Genomic DNA, 24,113 nt, shown 5'->3' with positions numbered 1-24,113 from the left:
CCTGCCAGAGGGCACCACCGAGATCCGCGTCGGGGGCGACGACGGGTACGTCGTGGCGGTCGGCAACGGCTTGCTCGGCTCCGTACCGGCGCTCCTCGGACCGCGGGTCGCCAAGGTGCTCATCGTGCACGCGCCGACCCTCGGTGCACGCGCTGAGGAGCTCCGCGTGCAACTGGTCGACGCCGGCCTCGAGGCGCTCATCGCCGAGGTCCCGGACGCCGAGGCCGCCAAGCGCATCGAGGTCGCCGCGTTCTGCTGGCAGATCATGGGGCAGTCGGACTTCACCAGGACCGACGCCGTGATCGGGCTCGGTGGGGGAGCCGTCACCGACCTCGCCGGGTTCGTCGCCGCGACGTGGCTTCGCGGCGTGCCGTACATCGCGATCCCGACGAGCGTGCTCGGCATGGTGGACGCGAGCGTCGGCGGCAAGACCGGCATCAACACGAACGAGGGCAAGAACCTCGTCGGCGCGTTCTACCCGCCGAAGGCGGTCGTCGCGGACATCGACCTCGTGCTGACGCTGCCGCGCAACGACGTGCTCACCGGGTTCGCGGAGATCGTGAAGGCCGGGTTCATCGCCGTGCCGGAGATCCTCGACATCGTCGAAGCCGACGTCGACCGCGCGACCGACCCCACGACGCCGGAGTTCCGCCGAGTGGTCGAGCTCGCCATCGAACTGAAGGCGCAGGTGGTGTCGGACGACTTCACCGAGCAGGGCCGCCGCGAGATCCTCAACTACGGGCACACGCTCGGGCACGCGATCGAGCACGCCGAGCGGTACCAGTGGCGGCACGGAGCGGCGGTCTCGGTCGGCATGGTGTTCGCCGCGGAACTCGCCCGGTTGACCGGGCACCTCGACGACGCGACCGTGGACCGGCACCGTGCCGTCCTCGATTCGCTGTCGCTGCCCACCACATACCCGCTCGGCCGGTGGGAGGGGCTCCTCGCCACGATGCGCCGCGACAAGAAGGCGCGTGCCGGGATGCTGCGGTTCATCATCCTCGACGGGGTCGGCAAGCCCGTCACGCTCGAGGGGCCGGAGGACCACCTGCTCTTCACCGCCTACCAGGAGGTCGGGGTCTAGCCGATCGCGTCGTTCATCGGAGCACGCGGAGCGTGCGGCGCCACCACCAGCGAAGCCGCAGGGAAAGGGTCAGCACGTCCGTGCGTTTCCACTCTCGGAATTCTGCGATGGTTGCTCCGTTGACCCAGGCGTAGTACTCGTCGTGTCCGTCGACGTCCGGGTCAGGCGCGTCAGGGAGGGGCGCCAGCAGTTTCATCGGGGGTGATCCTTTCGCGGTGTACTCGAGTCTTCGGCTGATGCTCCGTGATCGTTGGCGATCATGCGTCGAAGAGCGCGTCGTGCCAATCGGCGGTCGGCTTCGGACCACCACGTTACGTCTTCGAGGTTCTGCAGCACCGTTTTCGAGATGTCGTATTCAAGGCTGCCCCGTCGGGCCTCCAGTGCCCAGACGAAGCGCTCCCAGGCGTGGTGACCAGGCAGCAGAAGCGAGCCGATCTGTGGGGCGTGATCCGAGCCTCCCGGCTGTGGAGGAGCCGTCTGCGGAAGCCCAGCCCGGGGGAGCATGCTGGCCGAGTGCCCAACCCACCCCGCCTGAGCGACCTCGGCGCCGGGCCGGCGGCGGAGCCCGGAACGCTCCGCACCCGCGCGCGCCGGTTCGCCGAGCTCCTGTCCATCGCCCGTCGACACGGCCTGGTGCCGTTCCGGCGGCTCGACTTCTCACGCGACCCGGAGACGTCCGACAAACGCCGCGGTCAGGCGGAGCACCTCCGCCGCGCGCTCGAAGAAGCCGGCGGCGGGTTCGTGAAGATGGGGCAGCTGCTGTCGACCAGGGATGACCTGTTGCCCGACGAGTGGACCGAGGGCCTCGCGCACCTGCAGCGCAACGTGACGCCGGCGGACCCCGCCGCCGTCGCTGCGCTGCTCGCCACCGATCTGCACGCGCCCGTCGACGAGGTCTTCCAGTCGTTCGACACGACACCCGTCGCGGCCGCGTCGATCGCGCAGGTCCACCGTGCTCGACTGCACGACGGCACGGCGGTCGCCGTGAAGGTGCAGCGACCCGGCATCGACGACGCCGTCCGACGCGACGTCGACATCGCGCTCCGGGTCGTCCGGTTCATGGCCCGCACCTCGACCGAAGCCCGGCAGATCGGCGTGCAGGACGTGGCGGCGCAGTACGCGGCCGACCTCATCAGGCAGGTCGACTTCACGTCGGAGCTCCGCAACCTCGAGGCACTCCGCGCGGCGCAGGCACGGAGCGCCCGTCCGGACGAGGTGCGCTTCCCCGACCCGTACCCGGAGCTGTCCGGCCGGCGCGTGCTCGTGATGGAGTTCCTCGAGGGCGACACCCTGAGCGCGATCCGCGCCGCGCGCTCCGACCGCGACCTGGACGAGCCGATGCGGGCGATCCTGCGTGTGTTCCTCCGGCAGGTGGTCTTCGACGGCATCTACCACGCCGACATGCACCCGGGGAACGTGCTCCTGCTCCCCGACGGTCGGCCGGCACTGATCGACTTCGGGTCGGTCGGACGGCTCGATCCGGGGCTCCGCGACATCGTGCAGGAACTGCTCGCGTCCTACCTGCAGGACGACACCTCCCGGATCGCGGACGCGGTGCTGCGGATGGCCCCGGTCCGGCGGGCGCAGGACGAGCCGGACTTCCGGCGGGACATCGCCCGCTTCGTGGCCGAGGAACTGGGGCCCGGTGCGCGCATCGGCGTCGAGACCGTCGACCACGCGGTCGAGGTGTTCGGGCAGTACCGGCTGAAGGCCCCGCCGGACTTCGTGGCCGCGGCCAGGGCGCTCGCGATCTTCGAGGGGACGCTCCGCACCCTCGTGCCGAGTTTCGATCTGCTCGAGGAATCGCGGAACCTCGCGCGCGAGCAGATCCGCGATCAACTGCGCCCCGGCAAGCTGCGGGACGTCGCGCTGAAGGAGCTCTTCGGGCTCGTGTCGACCGCCCGACGCCTGCCGCGCCGCGTCGACCGGATCGGCGAGGCGATCGAGACCGGGAAGCTGACCGTCAACATCCGGCTCTTCGCGGATCAACGGGACCGTCGGACGCTGTCCGGTCTGATCCGCCGGGTGCTCCTCGTGCTGCTCGGCGCAGGAGCGGGCGTGCTCGCCATCGTCTACCTGGCGTCGCCCGCGCGACCGACGGCGGCGTTGAGCACCGCGGCGGCCGGTGGTCTGCTCGGTGGCGCAGCGGTGGTGCTACTGGTCTGGGCGGCGATCGACGCGTGGCGGGCACAACGGCGGGAGTGACGCCGTCGGCTACACTCGACCGGGGCGCGCGCCCGACACCGGGCGCCAGCCGCCCGACACCGGGCGCCAGCCGCCCGGACACTTCACTCATCAATACGAACGGGACATCGAAGACTCATGGCCAGTACCACTGACATCAAGAACGGCGCCGTTCTCATCATCGACGGGCAGCTCTGGTCGGTCGTCGAGTTCCAGCACGTCAAGCCCGGCAAGGGCGGTGCGTTCGTGCGCACCAAGCTGAAGAACGTCGTCTCCGGCAAGGTCGTCGACCGCACGTTCAACGCGGGCGCGAAGATCGAGACCGCGACGGTCGACCGTCGCGACTACCAGTTCCTGTACGAGGACGGCGACTCGTACGTGTTCATGGACACCGACACCTACGACCAGATCCCGGTCCCCGCGACGGTCGTCGGCGACGCGAAGAACTTCCTGCTCGAGTCCGCGATGGTCACCATCGCGATGAACGAGGGCAACCCGCTCTACATCGAGCTCCCGACCTCGATCGTCACCGAGATCGAGACCGAGCCCGGCCTGCAGGGCGACCGCTCGTCCGGCGGCACCAAGCCCGCGACGATCAAGGCCACCGGTTACCAGATCCAGGTGCCGCTGTACCTGGAGACCGACACCAAGGTGAAGATCGACACGCGCGACGGCAACTACCTCGGCCGCGTCAACGAATGAGCGCTCGTTCCAAGGCCCGCAAGCGCGCCCTTGACATGTTGTACGTGGCGGAGGTCCGCGATCTCCCGATCGCGGACGTCCTCGCCACGGAGACCGTCAGGCACCTCGACCAGCCCGAGCGTGCGTCCAGCTGGGACTACGCCCGGCAGGTCGTCACCGGCGTCGAGGAAGCGCGCGCCGAGATCGACGCCGTGATCGTCGACCACGCCCAGGGCTGGTCGATCGCGCGGATGCCGGTCCTCGACCGGTGCATCCTGCGCATGGGGGTCTGGGAGATCCGGTTCAACGCCGACGTGCCCGACGGCGTCGCCATCGCCGAGGCGGTCGAGCTGGCGCAGTCGCTGTCGACCGAGGAGTCGGCCGGGTTCGTCAACGGCGTCCTCGGTGCCGTCGCCGGGGGCCGTGCACCGTCCGGCCGGACGGTCGCAGGGGACCAGGAGTCCCGGTAGGGTTGACCACGTCAGCATCCTTTAAATGCCGTCCTGAGAGGCGGGGAAGGAGGTCGGCGTGGGTACCAGAACGGTCCTGCAGCACCCCGACATCACGCGTGCTCTGACACGCATCGCCCACGAGATCCTCGAGGCCAACCACGGCGGCTCGGATCTCGTGCTCCTGGGCATCCCGACGCGCGGAGCCGTGCTCGCCGATCGTCTCGCGACAATCCTGGCCGGCATCGAGCCCGACTGGGCCGATCAGCGCGACCAGCGCGTCGGCACGCTCGACGTCACGATGCACCGCGACGACCTCGGCCACGGCATCGGTCGTGCGCCGCACCGCACGACGATCCCGACGACCGGCATCGACGGCAAGGTCGTCGTGCTCGTCGACGACGTGCTGTACTCGGGCCGCACCGTCCGCGCGGCGCTCGACGCGCTGCAGGGGATCGGCCGGCCGCGCGCCGTCCGGCTCGCCGTGCTCGTGGACCGGGGGCACCGCGAGCTCCCGATCCGTGCCGACCACGTCGGCAAGAACCTGCCGACGGCGTCCGACGAGCGCGTGACGCTCCGGCTGACGGAGACGGACGGCACCGACGAGGTCGTCATCGAACAGAGCGAGCAGCAGGGCGGGACGCCGGGGGCCGCCTCGTGAAGCACCTCCTCTCCACCGCGGACCTCTCCCGCGCCGAGGCGATCCACATCCTCGACGTCGCCGAGGAGATGGCCGAGGTCAACACGCGAGAGGTCAAGCGGCTGCCTGCGCTCCGCGGCAAGACCGTCGTGAACCTCTTCTTCGAGGACTCCACGCGCACCCGCATCTCGTTCGAGGCCGCCGCGAAGCGTCTGTCCGCCGACGTCATCAACTTCGCCGCGAAGGGCTCCAGCGTCTCGAAGGGCGAGTCGCTCAAGGACACCGTGCAGACCCTCGGTGCGATGGGCATCGACGGCATCGTCATGCGCCACGGCGCGTCCGGCGCCCCGCGGGTGCTCGCCGACGCGGACTGGATCGACGTCCCGGTGGTGAACGCCGGCGACGGGACGCACGAGCACCCGACCCAGGCCCTGCTCGACGCCTTCACGATGCGCCGCCGCCTGCACGGCAGTGCCTCACGCGGCCAGGGCCTCGACGGTGTGCGCGTGCTGATCGTCGGCGACGTGCTGCACAGTCGCGTCGCACGGTCCAACGCGTGGCTCCTCCGCACGCTCGGTGCCAGCGTCACGTTCGCGGCGCCGCCGACGCTGCTGCCCGCCACCACGACCCCGTTCGGCGCCGCCGTGCACCACGACCTCGACGCGGCCCTCGCCGAGGACCCCGACGTCGTGATGACGCTGCGCATCCAGCAGGAGCGGATGAACGACGCGTTCTTCCCGAACCCACGCGAGTACACCCGGCACTGGGGGCTGACCGCGGCCCGGTTCCAGCGGCTGTCCGAGCGCACGCTCGTGATGCACCCCGGCCCGATGAACCGCGGGCTCGAGATCGCCGGGGTCGCCGCGGACGACGCCCGCTCGACCGTCGTCGAGCAGGTCGCCAACGGCGTGAGCGTCCGCATGGCGGTGCTGTACCTGGCACTGACCGGAAACGAAGCGAAGGAGACCATCGCATGACCGCCCACCTCATCCGCGGCGCGCAGCTGGTCGACGGCACCCGTGCCGACATCCGACTGGAGGCCGGGCGCATCACCGCGGTCGGGTCCGGTCTCGACGCGGCCGGTGCCACGGCCGTGGACGCGGACGGCCTGATCGCCATGCCCGGTCTCGTGGACCTGCACACCCACCTCCGCGAGCCCGGCTTCGAGGAGTCCGAGACGGTCCTGTCCGGCTCGCGCGCCGCGGCCGCCGGCGGCTTCACCGCCGTCAACGCGATGGCGAACTCGAGCCCGGTGGCCGACACGGCAGGGGTCGTCGAGCAGGTCCAGGCCCTCGGCGACGACGCCGGCTACGTCACGGTCCGCCCGATCGGTGCCGTCTCGCAGGGCCTGCAGGGCACGCACCTGTCCGAGATCGGCGCGATGGCGACGTCCAGGGCGAAGGTCCGGGTGTTCTCGGACGACGGCTCGTGTGTGTCCGACCCGCTGCTGATGCGGCGCGCGCTCGAGTACATCAAGGGCTTCGACGGTGTCCTGGCGCAGCACGCGCAGGAACCCCGCCTGACGATCGGCGCGCAGATGAACGAGGGGCGGCTGTCGTCGGAGCTCGGGCTCGCCGGCTGGCCGTCGGTGGCGGAAGAGGCGATCATCGCCCGCGACGTCCTGCTCGCGGACCACGTCGGTGCGCGGCTGCACGTGTGCCACGTCTCGACCGCCGGCAGCGTGGAGGTCATCCGCTGGGCGAAGTCCCGCGGGATCGACGTCACCGCGGAGGTCACACCGCACCACCTCGTGCTCACCGAGGACCTCATCGCCGGGGTCGACGGTGCACCGGGGTACGACGCCAAGTACAAGGTGAACCCCCCGCTCCGCTCCCGCGAGGACGTCGACGCCCTGCGCGCCGCACTGGCCGACGGCACGATCGACATCGTCGCGACGGACCACGCGCCGCACACGGCAGAGGCCAAGTGCTGCGAGTGGCCGGCGGCCGCCAACGGCATGGTCGGCCTCGAGTCCGCGCTGAGCGTCGTGCACGCCGCGGTGGTCGAGGACGGCCGACTGGACTGGGCGGACGTGGCGCGCGTGCTCTCCAGCGCTCCGGCCCGGATCGGGCAGGTCGCCGGTCACGGGCACGCGATCGCTGCCGGTGCCCCCGCGGAGATCACGCTGTACGACCCGAGCGCGGTCCGCGAGTTCGCGGTGACCGACCTCGCCGGACAGTCGCAGAACTCGCCGTACCTCGGCATGCGGCTCCCGGGTCGGGTCGTCGCGACCTTCCATAAGGGCTACCCGACGCTCCTCGACGGCGTCCTGGTCGACGCCGAGACCGTCGCCGCCGCAGCGGCGGCGACGGCCGGGACGGCGGCGACCGCATGAGCGGTGACGCCGCACGCTGGCTGCTGGGCGGGGTGATCCTGCTCGCCGTGGCCGCGCTGTTCGTCGCCATGGCACGCACCTGGCGGACGCGGGCCCGCAAGCAGGCGGAATCCGTGCCTCCCGTCAGCGTGCCGGCCGACCCCGGGCCGGAAGCCGGGTCGTGGGACGGGTTCACCGTCGCGACGACCCGGGCCGACACGCCGCTCGAACGCATCACCGCAGGCGGACTCGGCTTCCGCGGCCGCGGCGGCGTGACCGTCCACCGGGACGGCGTGGTCCTGCACCTCGCCGGAGCCGACGACCGCTGGGTCGCCCGGGACGCCGTCCGCGGCGCCGACCGCGCCACCTGGGCCATCGACCGCGTGGTCGAACCCGGGGGACTGGTCCGTCTGCGATGGACGGCGACCGGCGCCGCAGGTGCGACGGACCTCGACACCTACTTCCGGTTCCCGGAGGGCGACGCAGCAGCACTGCACGCGCTCCAGGAGCTGGCGACGAAGCACAACCACCCGCACCACGCGGGCGAAGGGACGAACTGATGACACGCGAACGGGCCGTGCTGGTCCTCGAGGACGGCACCCGGTACGACGGATGGGCCTACGGCGCCCGCGGGCGCACACTCGGCGAGGTGGTCTTCGCGACCGGGATGACCGGCTACCAGGAGACCCTGACCGACCCCTCGTACGCCGGGCAGATCGTGGTGCAGACCGCGCCGCACATCGGCAACACCGGGGTCAACGACGAGGACCCCGAGTCCCGCCGCATCTGGGTCGCCGGGTACGTCGTCCGCGACCCCAGCCGCGTCGTGTCGAACCACCGCGCGAACGCCTCCCTCGACGACCACCTCGAGCGTGACGGCATCGTCGGCATCTCCGGCATCGACACCCGTGCGCTCACCCGGCGCATCCGGGACGCCGGCGCGATGAAGGGCGGCGTGTTCAGCGGCCCGGACGCCGCGCTGGCGCCCGAGGAGCAGGCGCGCCTCGTGCGCGAGCAGGCCGACATGGCCGGCGCGAGCTTCTCCGCGACGGTGTCCACCCCCGAGACCTACGTCGTGCCCGCCGTCGGCGAGCAGATCGGCACCCTCGCGGTGCTCGACCTCGGCGTCAAGGCGTCGACCACCCGCTACCTCGCCGAGCGGGGCTTCGAGGTGCACGTCCTGCCCCAGGACGTCACGATCGAGGCGCTCCGAGCGCTCGCCCCCGACGCCCTGTTCTACTCGAACGGTCCTGGCGACCCCGCTGCGTCCGACGCCCAGGTGACGCTCCTGCAGGAGAGCCTGCACGACGGCCGCCCGTTCTTCGGGATCTGCTTCGGCAACCAGCTCCTCGGCCGCGCGCTCGGCTTCGGCACGTACAAGCTGCCGTTCGGCCACCGCGGGATCAACCAGCCGGTCCTCGACACCACGACGGGCAAGGTCGAGATCACGAGCCAGAACCACGGCTTCGCGGTCGACGCCCCCGTCGGCGAGGTCCTCGAGTCGCCCGCCGGTTTCGGCCGCGTCGAGGTCTCGCACTACTCCCTCAACGACAACGTGGTCGAGGGCCTCCGTGCGCTCGACATCCCCGCGTTCAGCGTGCAGTACCACCCGGAGGCCGCCGCGGGACCGCACGACAGCATGTACCTCTTCGACCGCTTCCGGGACATGGTCGTGGCGCGAGCGGAAGGCCGTCCGCTGGACGCCGCCACCGCCGACGCGACGACTCCCGCAGCAGACACCACCAAGGAAGCGAACTGATGCCCAAGCGCTCCGACATCAACTCCGTCCTCGTCATCGGCTCGGGTCCGATCGTCATCGGCCAGGCCGCCGAGTTCGACTACTCCGGCACCCAGGCCTGCCGTGTCCTCCGTGCAGAGGGCATCCGCGTCATCCTCGTGAACCCGAACCCGGCGACGATCATGACCGACCCCGACTTCGCCGACGCGACGTACATCGAGCCGATCACGAACGCCTCGCTCGAGGAGATCATCCGCATCGAGCAGCCGGACGCCGTCCTGCCGACCCTCGGCGGCCAGACCGCCCTGAACGCGGCGATCGCGCTCGACGAGGCCGGGATCCTCGAGAAGCACGGCGTCGAGCTGATCGGTGCCAAGGTCGACGCGATCCAGCGCGGCGAGGACCGGTGGCTCTTCAAGGAGCTCGTGCTCGAGTCCGGCGCCGACGTGGCCCGCAGCCACATCGCGCACACGCTGGAGGAGGCGAAGGCGTTCGCGGCCGACCTCGGCTACCCGCTCGTCGTCCGTCCGTCCTTCACGATGGGCGGCCTCGGCTCCGGCTTCGCGTACAACGAGGACGAGCTCGTCCGCTTCGTCGGCGACGGGCTGCAGTCCAGCCCGACGACCGAGGTCCTGCTCGAGGAGTCGATCCTCGGCTGGAAGGAGTACGAGCTCGAGCTCATGCGGGACAACTACGACAACACCGTCGTGGTCTGCTCCATCGAGAACGTCGACCCGGTCGGCGTGCACACCGGCGACTCGATCACGGTCGCCCCGGCGCTGACGCTCACCGACCGCGAGTACCAGAACCTCCGCGACATCGGCATCGACATCATCCGTCGCGTCGGCGTCGACACCGGTGGCTGCAACATCCAGTTCGCGATCGACCCGTCCAACGGCCGCGTCATCGTGATCGAGATGAACCCGCGTGTGTCCCGCTCGAGTGCCCTCGCGTCGAAGGCGACGGGCTTCCCGATCGCCAAGATCGCCGCGAAGCTCGCCATCGGGTACCGCCTCGACGAGATCCAGAACGACATCACGCGGGTCACCCCGGCGAGCTTCGAGCCGACGCTCGACTACGTCGTGGTGAAGACCCCCCGGTTCGCGTTCGAGAAGTTCCCGGCCGCCGACGCCACGCTGACCACGACGATGAAGAGCGTCGGCGAGGCGATGGCCATCGGCCGGAACTACGCCACCGCCCTGCAGAAGTCGCTCCGCTCGCTGGAGAAGCGCGGCTCGAGCTTCCACTGGGACACCCCGGCCGCCGAGCTCGACAAGGACGCACTGCTGGCGAAGTCGGCGATCCCGACCGACGGCCGCATCGTCACGGTGCAGCAGGCCCTGGTCGCAGGCGCCACCGCAGAAGAGGTCTTCGACGCCACGAAGATCGACCCGTGGTTCATCGACCAGATCGTGCTCATCAACGAGGTCGCCGCCGAGGTCGCCGCGGCAGCGGAACTCGATGCCGACACGATCCGGTGGGCCAAGGAGCACGGCTTCAGCGACATCCAGATCGCGGCGCTGCGCGGCGTCACCGAGCAGGACGTCCGCAACAGCCGTCACGCGCTGGGCATCCGTCCGGTGTTCAAGACGGTGGACACCTGCGCCGGCGAGTTCCCGGCACTCACGCCGTACCACTACTCGTCCTACGACACCGAGACCGAGGTCGCACCCAGCGACCGCAAGAAGGTCGTCATCCTCGGCTCCGGCCCGAACCGCATCGGCCAGGGCGTGGAGTTCGACTACTCCTGCGTGCACGCGTCCTTCGCGCTCTCGGACGCCGGGTTCGAGACGATCATGATCAACTGCAACCCGGAGACGGTATCCACCGACTACGACACCTCCGACCGCCTGTACTTCGAGCCGCTGACCACCGAGGACGTCCTCGAGGTCATCGAGGCCGAGGCGGCGTCCGGCGAGCTGGTCGGCGTCGTCGTGCAGCTCGGCGGCCAGACGGCCCTGGGGCTCGCGAAGCCGCTCGAGGCAGCCGGCATCCCGATCCTCGGCACCAGCCCGACGGCGATCGACTCCGCCGAGGAGCGCGGCCAGTTCTCCGCGATCCTCGAGGAGGCCGGGCTGCTCGCCCCGCGCAACGGCACCGCGCACGACCTCGCCAGCGCGACCGCGGTGGCCGAGGAGATCGGGTACCCGGTGCTCGTCCGCCCGTCGTTCGTCCTTGGTGGCCGCGGCATGGAGATCGTCTACGACTCCACCGCGATGGCCGACTACTTCGACCGGATGGCCGACCAGGCGATCATCGGCCCCGATCTGCCGCTCCTGGTGGACCGGTTCCTCGACGACGCCGTGGAGATCGACGTCGACGCGCTCTTCGACGGTGAGCGGCTCTACATCGGCGGCATCATGGAGCACATCGAGGAAGCCGGGATCCACTCCGGCGACTCGTCCTGCACGCTCCCGCCGGTCGGGCTCGGCCGCGGCGAGATCCAGGCCGTCGTCGACGCGACCGAGAAGATCGCGCGCGGCATCGGCGTCCGAGGGCTGCTCAACGTGCAGTTCGCGATCGGTGCCGGCGTGCTCTACGTGCTCGAGGCGAACCCGCGTGCCAGCCGCACCGTCCCGTTCGTCTCCAAGGCGCTCGGCATCGCGCTGGCGAAGGCCGCTGCCCGCATCATGACCGGGACCACCGTCGACGGACTCGTCGCCGAGGGCCTGCTGCCCGAGCGGGACGGCGCGTTCGTCCCCGCACAGGCGCCGGTCGCGGTCAAGGAGGCCGTGCTGCCCTTCCGCAGGTTCCGCACCGCGGACGGCCAGGTCGTCGACTCGGTCCTCAGCCCGGAGATGCGCTCCACGGGCGAGGTCATGGGCATCGACCGCGACTTCCCGCGGGCGTTCCTCAAGTCGCAGGAGGCCGCGTACGGCGGACTGCCGACCTCCGGCACGGTCTTCGTGAGCGTCGCCGACACCGACAAGCGCGCGATCGTGCTGCCGGTGCACCGCCTCCAGCAGCTCGGCTTCACGATCACCGCGACCGAGGGCACCGCCGAGGTGCTCCGCCGCAACGGCATCCAGGTGTCGGTCGTCGGCAAGTACAGCCAGGGCGGCGACAGCGTCGTGGAGATGCTCGCCCGCGACGAGGTCGACATCGTGATCAACACCCCGTCGGGCGCGTCGGGTCGCGCGGACGGCTACGAGATCCGCGCGGCCACCGTCGCAGCGGACAAGCCGCTGTTCACCACGATCGCGCAGCTCGGTGCGGCCGTCGCGGCGATCGAGACGATCGGCACGCAGCACAGCGTCCGCAGCCTGCAGGACTACGCGCTCGAGCGGGCGGGCTGGTGACGGACCGCCTCGACGCCGCAGACCGGTCGGGAGGCCCGGAGCCGTTCGGCGTCCGGCTCGCGGCCGCCATCGGGTCGCGGTCCGCGCTGTGCGTCGGGATCGACCCCCATGCCGCCACCCTGGCGGCGTGGGGGCTCGGTCGTGACGAAGCGGGTCTGACCGAGTTCGGCCGCGTCCTGGTGGACGCGGCCGCCGGCCGCGCCGCGGTCGTGAAGCCGCAGATCGCCTTCTTCGAGGCCGCGGGGGTGGACGGATACCGTGCACTCGACGCGACGATCCGCCGGGCACGCGATGCGGGCCTCCTGGTCGTCGCCGACGTGAAGCGCGGCGACATCGGATCCACCGGGGACGACTACGCGCTCGCGTGGCTGGACCGCGACGGGCCGTTCGCCGCCGACGCGATGACGGTCTCGCCGTACCTCGGCTACGGCTCGCTCGCCGGCACGGTCGACGTCGCGCGCCGGAACGGCGCCGGCGTGTTCGTGCTCGCGGCGACGAGCAACCCCGAGGCCCGTGTCCTGCAGACCGCAGTGTTGGCGGAGGGCCCGCGTGCGGGGCGCTCCGTCGCGGCCGGTATCGTTCTCGACGTGGCAGACGACAACCCGGCCGTGGGCGACCAGGCCATCGGCGACGTCGGGCTCGTGCTCGGCGCGACCCTCTCCCTGCAGGACTTCGGCATCGGCGCGGACGAGATCGGCACCTCGCCGATCCTGGCTCCGGGGTTCGGTGCCCAGGGCGCCCGCATCGAGGACCTCAGGTCCCTGTACGGCTCCCGTGCCGAGCAGGTGCTCGTGAGCGAGTCCCGCGGGCTGCTCACCGACGGGCCGGACGGCGTCGCGGCACTCGTCACCGACCGTGCCGATCGGATCGCGGCGGCGCTGGCTGGGGCAGGGGCATGACCGAGGACCGCAGCCAGCTGCCCGCGCACCGCAATCCACCGGAGGTGGACCGGGTCGCGGCGGCACGTGCGGCGGTCGCCGCGCGTCGCGCCCGGGCCGCGGTGAAGGCCGCCGTCGCGTCGGGGGAGCGGTCGGCACTCGACGTCGCGCGCACCGCATGGAGCGACGAGGACGCACCGGCCGAGAAGTCCCTGCGCGTCCGTGACCTCCTCACCAGCCTGAGCGGGATCGGTCCGGCGCGGGCCGAGGGAGTCATGGGCACGCTCCGGATCGCCCCGTCGAAGCGGCTCGGCGGGCTCGGGACCCGGCAGCGGACCGCGCTGTCGGACTGGCTCGTCGCACGTGGCCGCAAGCGTGGCGTGTCGAAGCTCGTCGTGCTCGCGGGTCCGACCGCCGTCGGCAAGGGCACCGTGAGCGCGTACATCCGCGAGCAGTACCCCGAGGTGAACCTCAGCGTGTCCGCGACGACGAGGAAGCCCCGTCCCGGCGAGGTCGACGGCGTGCACTACTACTTCGTCGACGACGCCGAGTTCGACCGGATGATCCGGGACCGCGAGCTCCTCGAGTGGGCGACCGTGCACAACTCGTACCGATACGGCACCCCGCGTCCGCCGATCGACCGCGCGCTCGACGCCGGCGACAAGGTGATGCTCGAGATCGACCTGCAGGGCGCTCGGCAGGTCCGTGACGCCATGCCCGAGGCGGTGCTCGTGTTCCTGCTGCCGCCGACGTGGGACGAACTCGTCCGCCGGCTGATCGGTCGCGGCACGGAATCCGCAGAGGAACAGGCCCGTCGGCTCGAGACCGCGAAGGTCGAACTCGCCGCGCAGGACGAGTTCGACGTGCGCATCGTGAACTCCGATGTCAGCACCGCGGCACAGGAAGTCGTAGACTTGTTCACTGCGCCCTAGCCGGGTGCCACTGCGCCCGCTCGGGCGCGACTGCGCCCCGCCGGGTGCGACCGAACTTCCGTCGACAGGAGACACCATGGCCAACCCCCAGGGCATCATCGACCCGCCCATCGACGACCTGCTCTCCAAGGTCGAGTCGAAGTACGCGCTCGTCATCTTCGCGTCGAAGCGCGCGCGCCAGATCAACGACTACTACGCCGACCTGCACGAGGGCTCGCTCTTCGACAACGTCGGTCCGCTCGTCGACTCCACGATCGACGACAAGCCGCTGTCGGTGGCCCTCCACGAGATCAACGAGGACAAGCTCACCGCCACCAAGCAGCAGCCGCAGCCCACCGTCTGACCCCGGTGACGTCCAGCACCCTGCGCCTCTTCACGTCCGAGTCGGTCACCGAGGGGCATCCAGACAAGATCTGCGACCAGATATCGGACAGCATCCTCGACGCCCTCCTCGCGGCGGACCCGCACGCGCGCGTCGCCGTCGAGACGATGGTGACGACCGGGCTCGTTCACGTCGCGGGCGAGGTCACGACGTCGGGCTACGTCGAGATCCCGAAGATCGTCCGTGACGTCATCACGGGCATCGGGTACAACTCGTCAGAGGTGAGCTTCGACGGCCACACCTGTGGTGTCGAGGTCTCCATCGGCGCGCAGTCCCCGGACATCGCGCAGGGCGTCGACCAGTCGCTCGACGCCCGCTCGGGTGCGGGCGTCGACCCGCTCGACCGCCAGGGCGCCGGTGACCAGGGCATCATGTTCGGCTTCGCGACGAACGAGACGCCCGAGTACATGCCCGTCGCGATCTGGCTCGCGCACCGGCTGGCCGAGCGTCTCGCCGCCGTCCGCAAGTCCGGTGAACTGCCGTTCCTGCGTCCCGACGGCAAGACCCAGGTCACCGTCGGGTACGACGGCGTCGTCCCGAAGACCGTCGAGACCGTCGTCGTGTCGACGCAGCACTCGCCGAGCGTCACGCTCGACGAACTGACCGCGGCGATCACCGAGCACGTCATCCGACCGGTCCTGGCCCTGTCGGAACTGGACTCGTCCGGCGTCGAGGTCATCGTGAACCCGACCGGTCGCTTCGAGATCGGCGGTCCCCAGGGCGACGCCGGACTCACCGGCCGCAAGGTGATCGTGGACACGTACGGCGGTGCCTCCCGGCACGGTGGTGGCGCGTTCAGCGGCAAGGACCCGTCGAAGGTCGACCGCTCCGCTGCCTACGCCCTGCGCTGGGTCGCGAAGAACGCCGTCGCCGCCGGCCTCGCCGACCGGCTGGAGGTCCAGGTCGCCTACGCGATCGGCCGCGCGAAGCCCGTCGGGCTCTACGTGGAGACGTTCGGCACCGGGCACGTCGACGACGCCACGATCGAAGCCGCCATCCGACAGGTCTTCGACCTCCGTCCGGCCGCGATCATCCGTGACCTCGACCTGCTCAAGCCGCGCTACGCGCAGACCGCGACGTACGGCCACTTCGGCCGGGAGCTCCCCGGGTTCACCTGGGAGCAGCTCGACCGCGTCGAGGAACTCCGCCAGGCGGCAGGACTCGTCTCCGTCGCCGTCTGAGGGCACGCGTGACCACCGTCGCGCGCGTCGTCCTCGACTCGCCGCTCCCGCAGCTCGACCGTCTGTTCGACTACCGGGTGCCGGCTGAGCTCGAGGACGACTGCGTGCCGGGGGTCCGCGTGAAGGTGCCACTGCGCACCGGGGCACGGATGTCCGACGCGTACGTCGTCGAGGTGCTGCACGAGGGCGGCTACCCGGGAGAGCTCAGCGCGATCGAGACGCTCGTCAGCCCGGTGCCGGTGCTCGCGCCGGAGATCTGGAAGCTCGCGCGCGCGGTGTCCGACCGGGCAGCCGGGGTGGCATCGGACGTGTTGCGCCTGGCCGTGCCGACGCGGCAGGTCCGGGCCGAGAAGGCCTGGCTCGCGCGGGACACGTCCGCGGTGCCACCCGTGGTCGTCGCCCCGACCGTGACGGGCTACGGGGACGGCGTGCTGGAGGGCATCCTGGCGAAGGACGGCCGTGCGGCGGTCGCAGCGGTCCCACACCCCGTCGACCTGGGGTCCGCCGATGAACCGGTCTGGGTCCCCGGCTGGGCCGCGACGCTCGCGCAGGCCGCCGCGCGGACCCTCGCCACCGAGCGGTCGGCCGTGATCGCGGTCCCGGACTTCCGCGACGTGATGGACCTGGAACGGGCGCTGCACGCGCTCGTCCCCGTCGAACGGGTGGTTCGGTTCGACGCCAAGCAGACGAACGGTCAGCGCGCGAAGGCGCTCTTGCAGGCGCGGACGCACCCGGTGGTGGCGATCGGGAACCGGACGGCGATGTACGCGCCCGCCGACGACCTCGGGCTGATCGCGATGTGGGACGACGGCGACCAGTCCTTCATCGAGCCGCGAGCGCCCTACGTGCACACGCGCGACGTCGCCCTCGTCCGGGCAGCGCAGTCCGGCGCCGCACTGCTGTTCGCCGCACACGCCAGGAGCACCGACGTCCAGCGGCTCGTCGAGCTGCAGTGGCTCGAGGACGTCGTGCCGTACCGCCAGCCCGTGCCGAACGTCATCCCGACCGCACAGCAGGTGAACGCCGACGGTCCGGCCGCCCAGGCCCGGATCCCGAGCAGCGCGTGGCGTGCCGCACGAGAGGCCAGCCGGACGGGCCCGGTGCTCGTGCAGGTCGCGAACCCGGGCTTCGGCACCGGGCTCGTCTGCGCCGACTGCGGCGAGCGGGCGCACTGCCGGGTGTGCGGCGGCCCGCTCGGCAGCCCGACGCACGGTGCCGTCCCGCAGTGCCGCTTCTGCGGTGCCCTCGCGGCCGGGTACCGCTGCCCGACGTGCGGTGGGGGCAAGTTGAAGCCCGTCGGTCAGGGTGCCCAGCGCACCGCGGACGAGCTCGGTCGGGCGTTCCCCGGCACCCGGATCATCGTCGCGGACGGGTCACGGCCGATCGACGAGGTCCCGGCGAGACCCGCGGTGGTCGTCGCGACACGGGGAGCAGAGCCGTCGACACCGGGTGGGTACGCCTGCGTGCTGCTGCTCGACGGCGAACGCATGCTCGCGCGGGAGGGCCTCCGCGTGCAGGAGGAAGTGCTGCGCTTCTGGACGAACGCCGCCGCGAAGGGCGCACCGGGTACCGAGGTCTACCTGGTCGGCATCGGTGGCCGTCTCGCGACCGCGATGGCCCTGTGGCAGCTCGACGGTCCCGCGCACGACGAGCTCGTCGACCGCCGCGAGCTGCTCTTCCCGCCGGCCGTCCGGGTGGCGACGCTGACCGGGACGGAGCAGGCGGTGACCGCGGCGGTCGAGGCGCTCGGCGACGCCCCGGTCGGTCCCGTCCTCGGTCCCGTGCCCGTCGACGACCCGGTCCCCGGCACGGTCCGCGCGATCGTGCGCTTCCCGTACGCGCACGGCACCGAGGTCGCGGCGACGCTCAAGGCCGAGGTCATCCGGCGCTCCTCGACACGTCGGGTGCTCCCCGGCGGCGAGAAGCGGCGTGCGGCTCCTGCGCTCCGTGCGCGGCTCGACGACGCCGAGCCCTTCTCCGAGGTCTGACGCGCGGCGGCTGGTCGCGCCCGTGTCCCGCGCCCGCCCCTGCCGCGACGTGTGCCAGGGTGGAGGGCGGTGACCACGAGTCGCCGTCAGACGACATTCACGACGAGGTGAACGCGATGCGAGCGCTGTACAAGCCCGACGCCGCCCCGGGACTGGTCATGGTCGACCGTCCCGTGCCGGTCCCCACCGAGGACGAGGTCCTGATCCGGGTGCTCCGGACCGGCATCTGCGGCACCGACCTGCACATCAGACGATGGGACGACTGGGCAGCCTCCGCCGTCACCGCGCCGCTGGTCCCCGGGCACGAGTTCTTCGGCGAGGTCGTCGAGGTGGGCGCCGCCGTCCGGGACGTCTCGGTCGGGGACCAGGTCTCCGGCGAGGGGCACATCGTGTGCGGCACCTGCCGGAACTGCCGCGCCGGTCGCCGTCAGATGTGCATCCGCACGAAGGGACTCGGCGTGCAGCGGGACGGCGCCTTCGCCGAGTACCTGACGCTCCCCGGCGCGAACGTCTGGGTCCACCACGAGACGATCGAGCCAGAGGTCGGCGCGCTGTTCGACCCGCTCGGGAACGCCGTGCACACCGCTTTGGCCTTCCCGGTCATCGGCGAGGACGTGCTCGTGACGGGGTGCGGACCGATCGGCCTCATGGCGATCGCGGTCGCCCGGCACGCCGGAGCCCGGTTCGTGGTGGGGACGGACGTCAGCGCGAACCGCCTGGCGATGGCGACGGAGATGGGCGCCGACGCCGCGGTCGACGTCCGGGCCGGCGGTGCCGAGGCGATCCGCGCGGCGCAGCACGACCTCGGCATGCGCGAGGGGTTCGACGTCGGCTTCGAGATGTCCGGAGCGCCGGACGCACTGCCCTCGATGGTCGCGAACATGAACCACGGCGGTCGGATCGCGATGCTCGGCCTGCCGTCGAGCACGATCGCCGTCGACTGGGGGCTCGTCGTGACGCACATGCTCACCGTGAAGGGCATCTACGGCCGCGAGATGTTCGAGACCTGGCAGGCCATGAGCTCGATGCTGCAGACGAGCACGGCGCTGCGTGACCGCATCGGCTCACTCGTGACGGCACGGTTCCCCGCGGACGCGTGGGAGCAGGCATTCGACGCGGCAGCGACCGCAGACGGCGGCAAGGTCGTCATCGACTGGACGGAGCACTGATGTACGGCGCGATCAAGGACCACCTGGCGAGCGAACTCGCGGGCATCGAGGACGCAGGCCTCACCAAGCACGAACGGGGCATCGCTGGTCCCCAGCGCGCCGCGATCGACGCGGACGGGCGCGAGCTCCTCAACTTCTGCGCGAACAACTACCTCGGGCTCGCCGATTCGACGGACCTGGTCGGCGCGGCGAAGGACGCGCTCGACCGCTGGGGCTACGGGATGGCGAGCGTCCGGTTCATCTGCGGCACGCAGGACCTGCACCTCGACCTCGAACGCCGGGTGTCGTCGTTCCTCGGCACCGAGGCGACGATCCTGTACTCGTCGTGCTTCGACGCGAACGGCGGGCTGTTCGAGGTGCTGCTCGGCCCCGAGGACGCGATCATCTCCGACGAGCTGAACCACGCCTCGATCATCGACGGCGTCCGACTCTGCAAGGCACAGCGGTACCGCTACCGGAACCGCGACATGCAGGACCTCGAGGCGCAGCTCGTCGCCGCGGGGGACGCGCGCTTCCGGGCGATCGTCACGGACGGCGTGTTCTCGATGGACGGCTTCATCGCACCGCTCGCAGAGATCTGCGACCTCGCGGACCGCTACGACGCCCTGGTCATCGTGGACGACTCGCACGCCGTCGGCTTCATCGGGGAGCACGGTCGCGGAACGCCGGAGCACTGCGGGGTCGCGGACCGGGTCGACGTCTACACCGGCACCTTCGGCAAGGCACTCGGCGGCGCGTCCGGCGGGTACGTGTCGAGCCGGAAGGAGATCGTCGACCTGCTCCGGCAGCGCTCGCGCCCGTACCTCTTCTCGAACTCGCTCGCGCCGGTCATCGCAGCGGGGACGGTGGCGGCGCTGGACCTCATCGAACGCTCCGACGACGCCAGGGCCCGCCTGGTGCGGAACGCCGAACACTTCCGGACGCGGATGACCGACGCCGGGTTCGAGCTGCTCCCCGGTGAGCACCCGATCGTGCCGGTCATGTTCCACGACGCGGCCCTGACGGCACGGATCGCCGACGAGATGCAGACCAGAGGGGTCTACGTCACCGCGTTCAGCTACCCCGTTGTGCCGAAGGGGCGTGCCCGCATCCGCGTGCAGCTCTCCGCCGCGCACACCGAGGAGCAGATCGAGGCGTGTGTGCAGGCGTTCACCGAGTCGCGGGACGCGGCGACGACGACCTGAGGCATGGGAGGATCGAACCCATGCGTCTCGTCGTCGCCGGCAGCCCCGCTGCGGCCGTCCCCACCCTCCGCCGGCTCGCGGCCTCCGACCACGAGATCGCCGCGGTGCTGACGCGTCCGCCGACGCCGCAGGGCCGGAAGCGCGTGCTCACCCCGACCCCGGTGGCGCGGGTCGCCGAGGAGCTCGGACTCCCCGTCATCGAGGCGTCTCGCGTCGACGACGACGTCACCCTGCAGCTCGTCGACCTCGACGTCGACCTCGGCGTCATCGTCGCCTACGGCGCGCTGCTCCGCCGTCCGGCGCTCGACGCGCCGCGGCACGGCTGGATCAACCTGCACTTCTCCGACCTGCCGGCGTACCGCGGCGCGGCCCCCGTGCAGCGTGCCGTCATGGCGGGGGACACGACGACCGCCGCGACCGTGTTCCAGCTCGTCGAGGCGCTCGACGCCGGGCCGGTCTTCGCCGCCGAACCATTCGTCATCGGACCGGAGGCCACGTCGGGCGAGGTCCTCGCCGCGATGGCCGAGACGGGCGCAGCGGTCGTCGCCCGCGTCGTCGACGGCATCGCCGCCGGGACCGCCACCGCCACCGAGCAGGTCGGCGAGCCGACCGTCGCCCCGAAGACCACGATCGAGGACGGCCGGATCGACTTCGCCGAGCCCGCCTCCGCCGTGCACGCCCGCATCCGCGGCGTGACGCCGGAACCAGGAGCGTTCGCGCACCTGGGGGAGACGCGCGTCAAGCTGCTCCGCGTGGCACGGTCGGGAGGCCCGGGAGACCCCGCCCCGTCGCTCGCCCCCGGCGCGCTGGCCGTCCAGGGCGGTCGGCTGTTCGTCGGGACCGGTGACGGTCCGCTGGTGCTCACCGAGGTCCAGCCGGCGGGCAAGAAGGCGATGGACGCCGCCGCCTGGGCCCGCGGGCTCGGCGAACTCGACGGGAAGACCCTCGCATGAGCCCCCACCAGCAGCACCAGCAACCGGCGCGCACCGTCCGCGGACCGAGCGCACGCCGCGTCGCGTTCGACGTCATCCGGGCCGTGCAGGTCGACGACGCCTACGCGAACCTGCTCCTCCCGACCCGCATCCGTCGAGCCGCGCTCTCCGCTCGCGACGCCGGGTTCGCCACCGAGCTGACGTACGGCACGATCCGGATGATCGGCCGGTACGACGCCATCGTGGAAGCGGCTTCGGGACGACGGGTCGCGAACATCGAGGCGGACGTACTCGACGTCATGCGCCTCGGCGTCCACCAGCTCCTCGCGATGCGCACCCCGGTGCACGCCGCCGTGTCCGCGACGGTCGAGCTCGCCCGCGAGGTCGGTGCCCGCCGTGCCACGGGCTTCGTGAACGCCGTCCTGCGCAAGGTCGCCGCGAAGACGCCGGACGAGTGGGACGCCGAGATCACCCGCGGGCTGTCCGGGGACGCCCTCCTCGCGACCAGGTGGTCGCACCCGACCTGGGTCGTGTCGGCGCTCCGCGATGCCCTCGCCGCCGAGCGCTCCCGCGACGAACTCGTGGCGTTGCTCGCGGCGGACGACGTCGCACCCCGTGTGCAGCTCGCCGCGCTGCCCGGTCTCGCGACGGAGGACGACCTCGCCACCGCGACCACCGCGGTGGAACCGGCCACCGACGAACCGGAGGCCGACGACGCGGACGGTGCCGAGCCTCCCGTGCCGGTGTCCCAGGTCGTGACGGACGCCGACGCTCTGCCGGTGTCGCCCGTCGGGATCCGCGGCGTCACCGGCGATCCCGCCCGCGTGCCCGGGGTCGCGGCCGGGCGACTGCGGGTGCAGGACGAGGGCTCGCAGCTCGCCGCGCTGGCACTGAGCCGAGCGTCGGCGGTCCGCGCGGGGGAGCGCTGGCTCGACCTGTGCGCCGGCCCAGGCGGCAAGGCCGCGCTGCTCGCCGCCGAGGCTGCGCAGGGCGGCGCGACGCTCGTGGCCAACGAACTCGTGCCAGCGCGTGTCGGACTCGTGAAGCAGGCCCTCGCGGGGTTCGGCGACACGGTCACCGTCGTCGAGGGAGACGGCCGGCGGTACGGGCTCGACGGCTCCGGCGTGACGTTCGACCGCGTGCTCCTCGATGCGCCGTGCACCGGACTCGGTGCGTTGCGCCGGCGGCCGGAGGCACGCTGGCGGAAGGTACCGGAGGACGTGCAGGAGCTCGCGGCGCTGCAGGCCGAGCTGCTCGACGCGGCGGTCCGGGTGCTGGCACCCGGCGGGACCCTGGCGTACGTGACGTGCTCGCCGCACCTGGCAGAGACACGCGGGCAGGTCGACGCGCTGATGGCACGGCACGGCGGGGTGCTCGAGCAGGTCGACACGGCGTCGGTCGTGCGGTCGGTGGCCGCGCGTGACCCGCAGGTCCCCGACGGCATGACGGCGCAGCTCTGGCCGCACCGCATCGGTACGGACGCGATGTTCATCGCGCTGTTCCGACGAGCGTCCTGACGACGCGGTCAGCGGTCGACGCGGAAGACGAAGGCGGGCTTCGTCACCAGGCGGGCCGCGGCTCGCACGAAGCGGGCGCCCTTGCCCTGGTTGCCGTCGGCGGTCGGAGCGCGGTGCTCCTCGGCCTCGCGGATGCGCCAGGCCAGGTCGGTTCCACGAGCCTCGTACGCGACTCGCTCCATTGCCTCCAGGACGTGCTTCTCGGCGTCGTCGACCGTCGTGGCGCCGGTCGCGGCCGTGCTCGACCATGCCGCGCGCAGCACCGCCTCGACGGCGGTCACCCCGTCGAGGACCTCGGGGTGGGTCAGCCCGAGGCCGCCGGACATGACCAAGCGGAGGTCCATCGAGACCGGCGTGCCGTGATCCAGCTCGTCGAGCCGCACCTGCCCCCGGCCTCCGCCGTGCTCCCACCGGCGGGCATCGCCGTGCGCGAGGAAGAAGGCGAGGTCGACCGTTTCGTGCACGTCCTCGAGCGCACCGATCGTGTCGCCCAGCGGTACGCCATGGTCCTCGGCGAACTCGACCCGCACGCGGATCGACTCCGCGTCCGTGCGGATCTGATCATCGGTCACGATCTGCAGCCTACGTGCGCCGGTAGGCTCGTGGGGTGACGATCCGCATCTCGCCGAGCATCCTGTCCGCCGACTTCGCGAACCTCGAGCGTGAGCTCCACCGCATCGCGACCGCCGACATGGTGCACGTCGACGTGATGGACAACCACTTCGTGCCGAACCTGACGCTCGGGCTGCCGATCGTGCAGCGCCTGCAGCAGGTGTCGCCGGTGCCGCTGGACGTGCACCTGATGATCACCGACGCCGACAGTCAGGCCCCGCAGTACGCCGAGACGGGTGCCGCGAGCGTCACGTTCCACTTCGAGGCGGCCACCGACCCGGTCGCGACCGCGGCGGCCATCCGGTCGAACGGCGCCCGCGCGGCGATCGCGGTGAAGCCGGGGACCCCGATCGCGCCCGTCCTGGAACACCTCGACGCGTACGACATGATCCTGCTCATGACGGTGGAGCCCGGCTTCGGCGGGCAGTCGTTCATGCCGGAGGTCATGCCGAAGCTCGCCGACGCGCGGGCAGCGGTCGACGCCTCCGGGCTCGACGTCTGGCTCGAGGTCGACGGCGGCATCGGGGTCGACACCGTGCCCCAGGCGGTGCAGAGCGGCGCGGACACCCTCGTCGCAGGCTCGGCCGTCTACGGCGGCGAGCCCGCATCGCGCATCGCCGACCTCCGCGACGCGGCGCAACGTGCGCTCGCAGGACGGTAGCCTGGGAGCGTGAAGACGTTCGACGACCTGTTCGCGGAGCTGACCGAGAAGGCCGCCACGCGCCCCGAGGGCTCCGGCACCGTCGCCGAACTGGACGCCGGAGTGCACCAGATCGGCAAGAAGATCGTGGAAGAGGCCGCAGAGGTCTGGATGGCCGCCGAGTACGAGGGCGACATCCGCACGGCCGAGGAGATCTCCCAGCTCGTCTACCACCTGCAGGTGCTGATGGTCGCGAAGGGCCTCACCCCGGCGGACGTCTGGCGACATCTGTAGGCCTCGCCTCCAGAA

At 71.6% G+C, this 24,113-nt stretch carries 23 protein-coding genes; 21 read left to right on the top strand and 2 right to left on the bottom strand.

Annotation, left to right across the window (positions count from 1 at the left end; genetic code table 11):
• Position 1: 1 nt before the first annotated feature.
• Positions 2-1,084 (top strand): 3-dehydroquinate synthase, encoded by a 1,083-nt coding sequence (gene aroB, locus ACIPJ2_RS11060; protein WP_281267587.1) that lies wholly within the window; start codon positions 2-4, stop codon positions 1,082-1,084.
• Positions 1,085-1,097: 13 nt separating this feature from the next.
• On the opposite strand, the gene ACIPJ2_RS11055 is transcribed toward aroB, so the two are convergent.
• A complete protein-coding gene (locus ACIPJ2_RS11055; protein WP_402728849.1) occupies positions 1,098-1,280 on the bottom strand; it encodes a hypothetical protein in 183 nt (60 codons plus the stop codon).
• A 317-nt stretch (positions 1,281-1,597) separates the two neighbouring features.
• On the opposite strand from ACIPJ2_RS11055, the gene ACIPJ2_RS11050 reads away from it, so the two are divergent.
• The 18 genes from ACIPJ2_RS11050 (at position 1,598) to ACIPJ2_RS10965 (ending at position 22,552) form a co-directional block, all read left to right on the top strand.
• A complete protein-coding gene (locus tag ACIPJ2_RS11050; protein ID WP_402728848.1) occupies positions 1,598-3,289 on the top strand; it encodes an ABC1 kinase family protein in 1,692 nt (563 codons plus the stop codon).
• A gap of 117 nt (positions 3,290-3,406) precedes the next feature.
• Positions 3,407-3,970 carry an elongation factor P gene (gene efp / locus ACIPJ2_RS11045; RefSeq protein WP_144758338.1) on the top strand — a complete coding sequence of 188 codons (564 nt, stop codon included), beginning with the start codon at positions 3,407-3,409 and terminating at the stop codon, positions 3,968-3,970.
• Positions 3,967-4,419, top strand: coding sequence for a transcription antitermination factor NusB (nusB, locus tag ACIPJ2_RS11040; protein ID WP_281264705.1), 453 nt, complete (start codon positions 3,967-3,969; stop codon positions 4,417-4,419). The genes efp and nusB overlap by 4 nt, the downstream gene beginning before the upstream one ends.
• A gap of 58 nt (positions 4,420-4,477) precedes the next feature.
• A complete protein-coding gene (gene pyrR, locus ACIPJ2_RS11035) occupies positions 4,478-5,059 on the top strand; it encodes a bifunctional pyr operon transcriptional regulator/uracil phosphoribosyltransferase PyrR (RefSeq protein ID WP_402728847.1) in 582 nt (193 codons plus the stop codon).
• Positions 5,056-6,015: an aspartate carbamoyltransferase catalytic subunit gene (locus ACIPJ2_RS11030; protein WP_402728846.1), complete on the top strand. Its 960-nt coding sequence runs from the start codon at positions 5,056-5,058 to the stop codon at positions 6,013-6,015. The genes pyrR and ACIPJ2_RS11030 overlap by 4 nt, the downstream gene beginning before the upstream one ends.
• Positions 6,012-7,373: a dihydroorotase gene (locus ACIPJ2_RS11025; RefSeq protein WP_402728845.1), complete on the top strand. Its 1,362-nt coding sequence runs from the start codon at positions 6,012-6,014 to the stop codon at positions 7,371-7,373. The genes ACIPJ2_RS11030 and ACIPJ2_RS11025 overlap by 4 nt, the downstream gene beginning before the upstream one ends.
• Positions 7,370-7,912 (top strand): hypothetical protein, encoded by a 543-nt coding sequence (locus ACIPJ2_RS11020; protein ID WP_402728844.1) that lies wholly within the window; start codon positions 7,370-7,372, stop codon positions 7,910-7,912. The genes ACIPJ2_RS11025 and ACIPJ2_RS11020 overlap by 4 nt, the downstream gene beginning before the upstream one ends.
• The gene (gene carA / locus ACIPJ2_RS11015; protein WP_281264700.1) at positions 7,912-9,111 is read left to right on the top strand and encodes a glutamine-hydrolyzing carbamoyl-phosphate synthase small subunit; all 1,200 of its coding nucleotides are present in this window, start codon (positions 7,912-7,914) and stop codon (positions 9,109-9,111) included. The genes ACIPJ2_RS11020 and carA overlap by 1 nt, the downstream gene beginning before the upstream one ends.
• Positions 9,111-12,389 carry a carbamoyl-phosphate synthase large subunit gene (gene carB / locus ACIPJ2_RS11010; RefSeq protein ID WP_402728843.1) on the top strand — a complete coding sequence of 1,093 codons (3,279 nt, stop codon included), beginning with the start codon at positions 9,111-9,113 and terminating at the stop codon, positions 12,387-12,389. The genes carA and carB overlap by 1 nt, the downstream gene beginning before the upstream one ends.
• Positions 12,386-13,288: an orotidine-5'-phosphate decarboxylase gene (gene pyrF, locus ACIPJ2_RS11005; RefSeq protein ID WP_402728842.1), complete on the top strand. Its 903-nt coding sequence runs from the start codon at positions 12,386-12,388 to the stop codon at positions 13,286-13,288. Before carB ends, pyrF begins: the two co-directional genes overlap by 4 nt.
• A complete protein-coding gene (gene gmk / locus ACIPJ2_RS11000) occupies positions 13,285-14,199 on the top strand; it encodes a guanylate kinase (RefSeq protein ID WP_402728841.1) in 915 nt (304 codons plus the stop codon). Before pyrF ends, gmk begins: the two co-directional genes overlap by 4 nt.
• Before the next feature lie 76 nt (positions 14,200-14,275).
• Complete coding sequence (gene rpoZ / locus ACIPJ2_RS10995; RefSeq protein WP_281264696.1) at positions 14,276-14,542, top strand: DNA-directed RNA polymerase subunit omega; 267 nt, start codon at positions 14,276-14,278, stop codon at positions 14,540-14,542.
• Positions 14,543-14,547: 5 nt separating this feature from the next.
• Entirely contained in the window at positions 14,548-15,762 is a 1,215-nt protein-coding gene (gene metK, locus ACIPJ2_RS10990; protein ID WP_402728840.1) for a methionine adenosyltransferase, read from the top strand.
• Positions 15,763-15,770: 8 nt separating this feature from the next.
• Positions 15,771-17,750, top strand: coding sequence for a primosomal protein N' (locus ACIPJ2_RS10985; RefSeq protein ID WP_402728839.1), 1,980 nt, complete (start codon positions 15,771-15,773; stop codon positions 17,748-17,750).
• A gap of 116 nt (positions 17,751-17,866) precedes the next feature.
• Positions 17,867-18,919 carry an L-threonine 3-dehydrogenase gene (tdh, locus tag ACIPJ2_RS10980; RefSeq protein WP_402728838.1) on the top strand — a complete coding sequence of 351 codons (1,053 nt, stop codon included), beginning with the start codon at positions 17,867-17,869 and terminating at the stop codon, positions 18,917-18,919.
• A complete protein-coding gene (locus ACIPJ2_RS10975) occupies positions 18,919-20,103 on the top strand; it encodes a glycine C-acetyltransferase (RefSeq protein ID WP_402728837.1) in 1,185 nt (394 codons plus the stop codon). The genes tdh and ACIPJ2_RS10975 overlap by 1 nt, the downstream gene beginning before the upstream one ends.
• A 20-nt stretch (positions 20,104-20,123) precedes the next feature.
• Positions 20,124-21,056, top strand: coding sequence for a methionyl-tRNA formyltransferase (gene fmt, locus ACIPJ2_RS10970; protein ID WP_402728836.1), 933 nt, complete (start codon positions 20,124-20,126; stop codon positions 21,054-21,056).
• Positions 21,053-22,552, top strand: a complete 1,500-nt coding sequence (locus tag ACIPJ2_RS10965; RefSeq protein WP_402728835.1) for an RsmB/NOP family class I SAM-dependent RNA methyltransferase — start codon at positions 21,053-21,055, stop codon at positions 22,550-22,552. The genes fmt and ACIPJ2_RS10965 overlap by 4 nt, the downstream gene beginning before the upstream one ends.
• A gap of 8 nt (positions 22,553-22,560) precedes the next feature.
• Here the strand turns inward: ACIPJ2_RS10965 and ACIPJ2_RS10960 are convergent, their stop codons facing one another.
• On the bottom strand, positions 22,561-23,124 hold the full coding sequence (locus ACIPJ2_RS10960) for a hypothetical protein (RefSeq protein ID WP_402728834.1): 564 nt from the start codon (positions 23,122-23,124) through the stop codon (positions 22,561-22,563).
• A 35-nt stretch (positions 23,125-23,159) separates the two neighbouring features.
• Here ACIPJ2_RS10960 and rpe point away from each other — a divergent pair, with 35 nt between their 5' ends.
• Both rpe and ACIPJ2_RS10950 read left to right on the top strand, forming a co-directional pair.
• Positions 23,160-23,825 (top strand): ribulose-phosphate 3-epimerase, encoded by a 666-nt coding sequence (rpe, locus tag ACIPJ2_RS10955; protein ID WP_402728833.1) that lies wholly within the window; start codon positions 23,160-23,162, stop codon positions 23,823-23,825.
• Between the two features lie 9 nt (positions 23,826-23,834).
• Positions 23,835-24,098, top strand: a complete 264-nt coding sequence (locus ACIPJ2_RS10950) for a phosphoribosyl-ATP diphosphatase (protein ID WP_402728832.1) — start codon at positions 23,835-23,837, stop codon at positions 24,096-24,098.
• The last annotated feature ends 15 nt before the right edge of the window (positions 24,099-24,113 follow it).

The sequence above is a fragment of the Curtobacterium sp. NPDC090217 genome (assembly GCF_044746705.1).
In the GTDB taxonomy this organism is placed as follows: domain Bacteria; phylum Actinomycetota; class Actinomycetes; order Actinomycetales; family Microbacteriaceae; genus Curtobacterium.
Note: the sequence above shows the minus strand (reverse complement) of the source record. Positions and strands in the feature narration are given on the sequence as shown.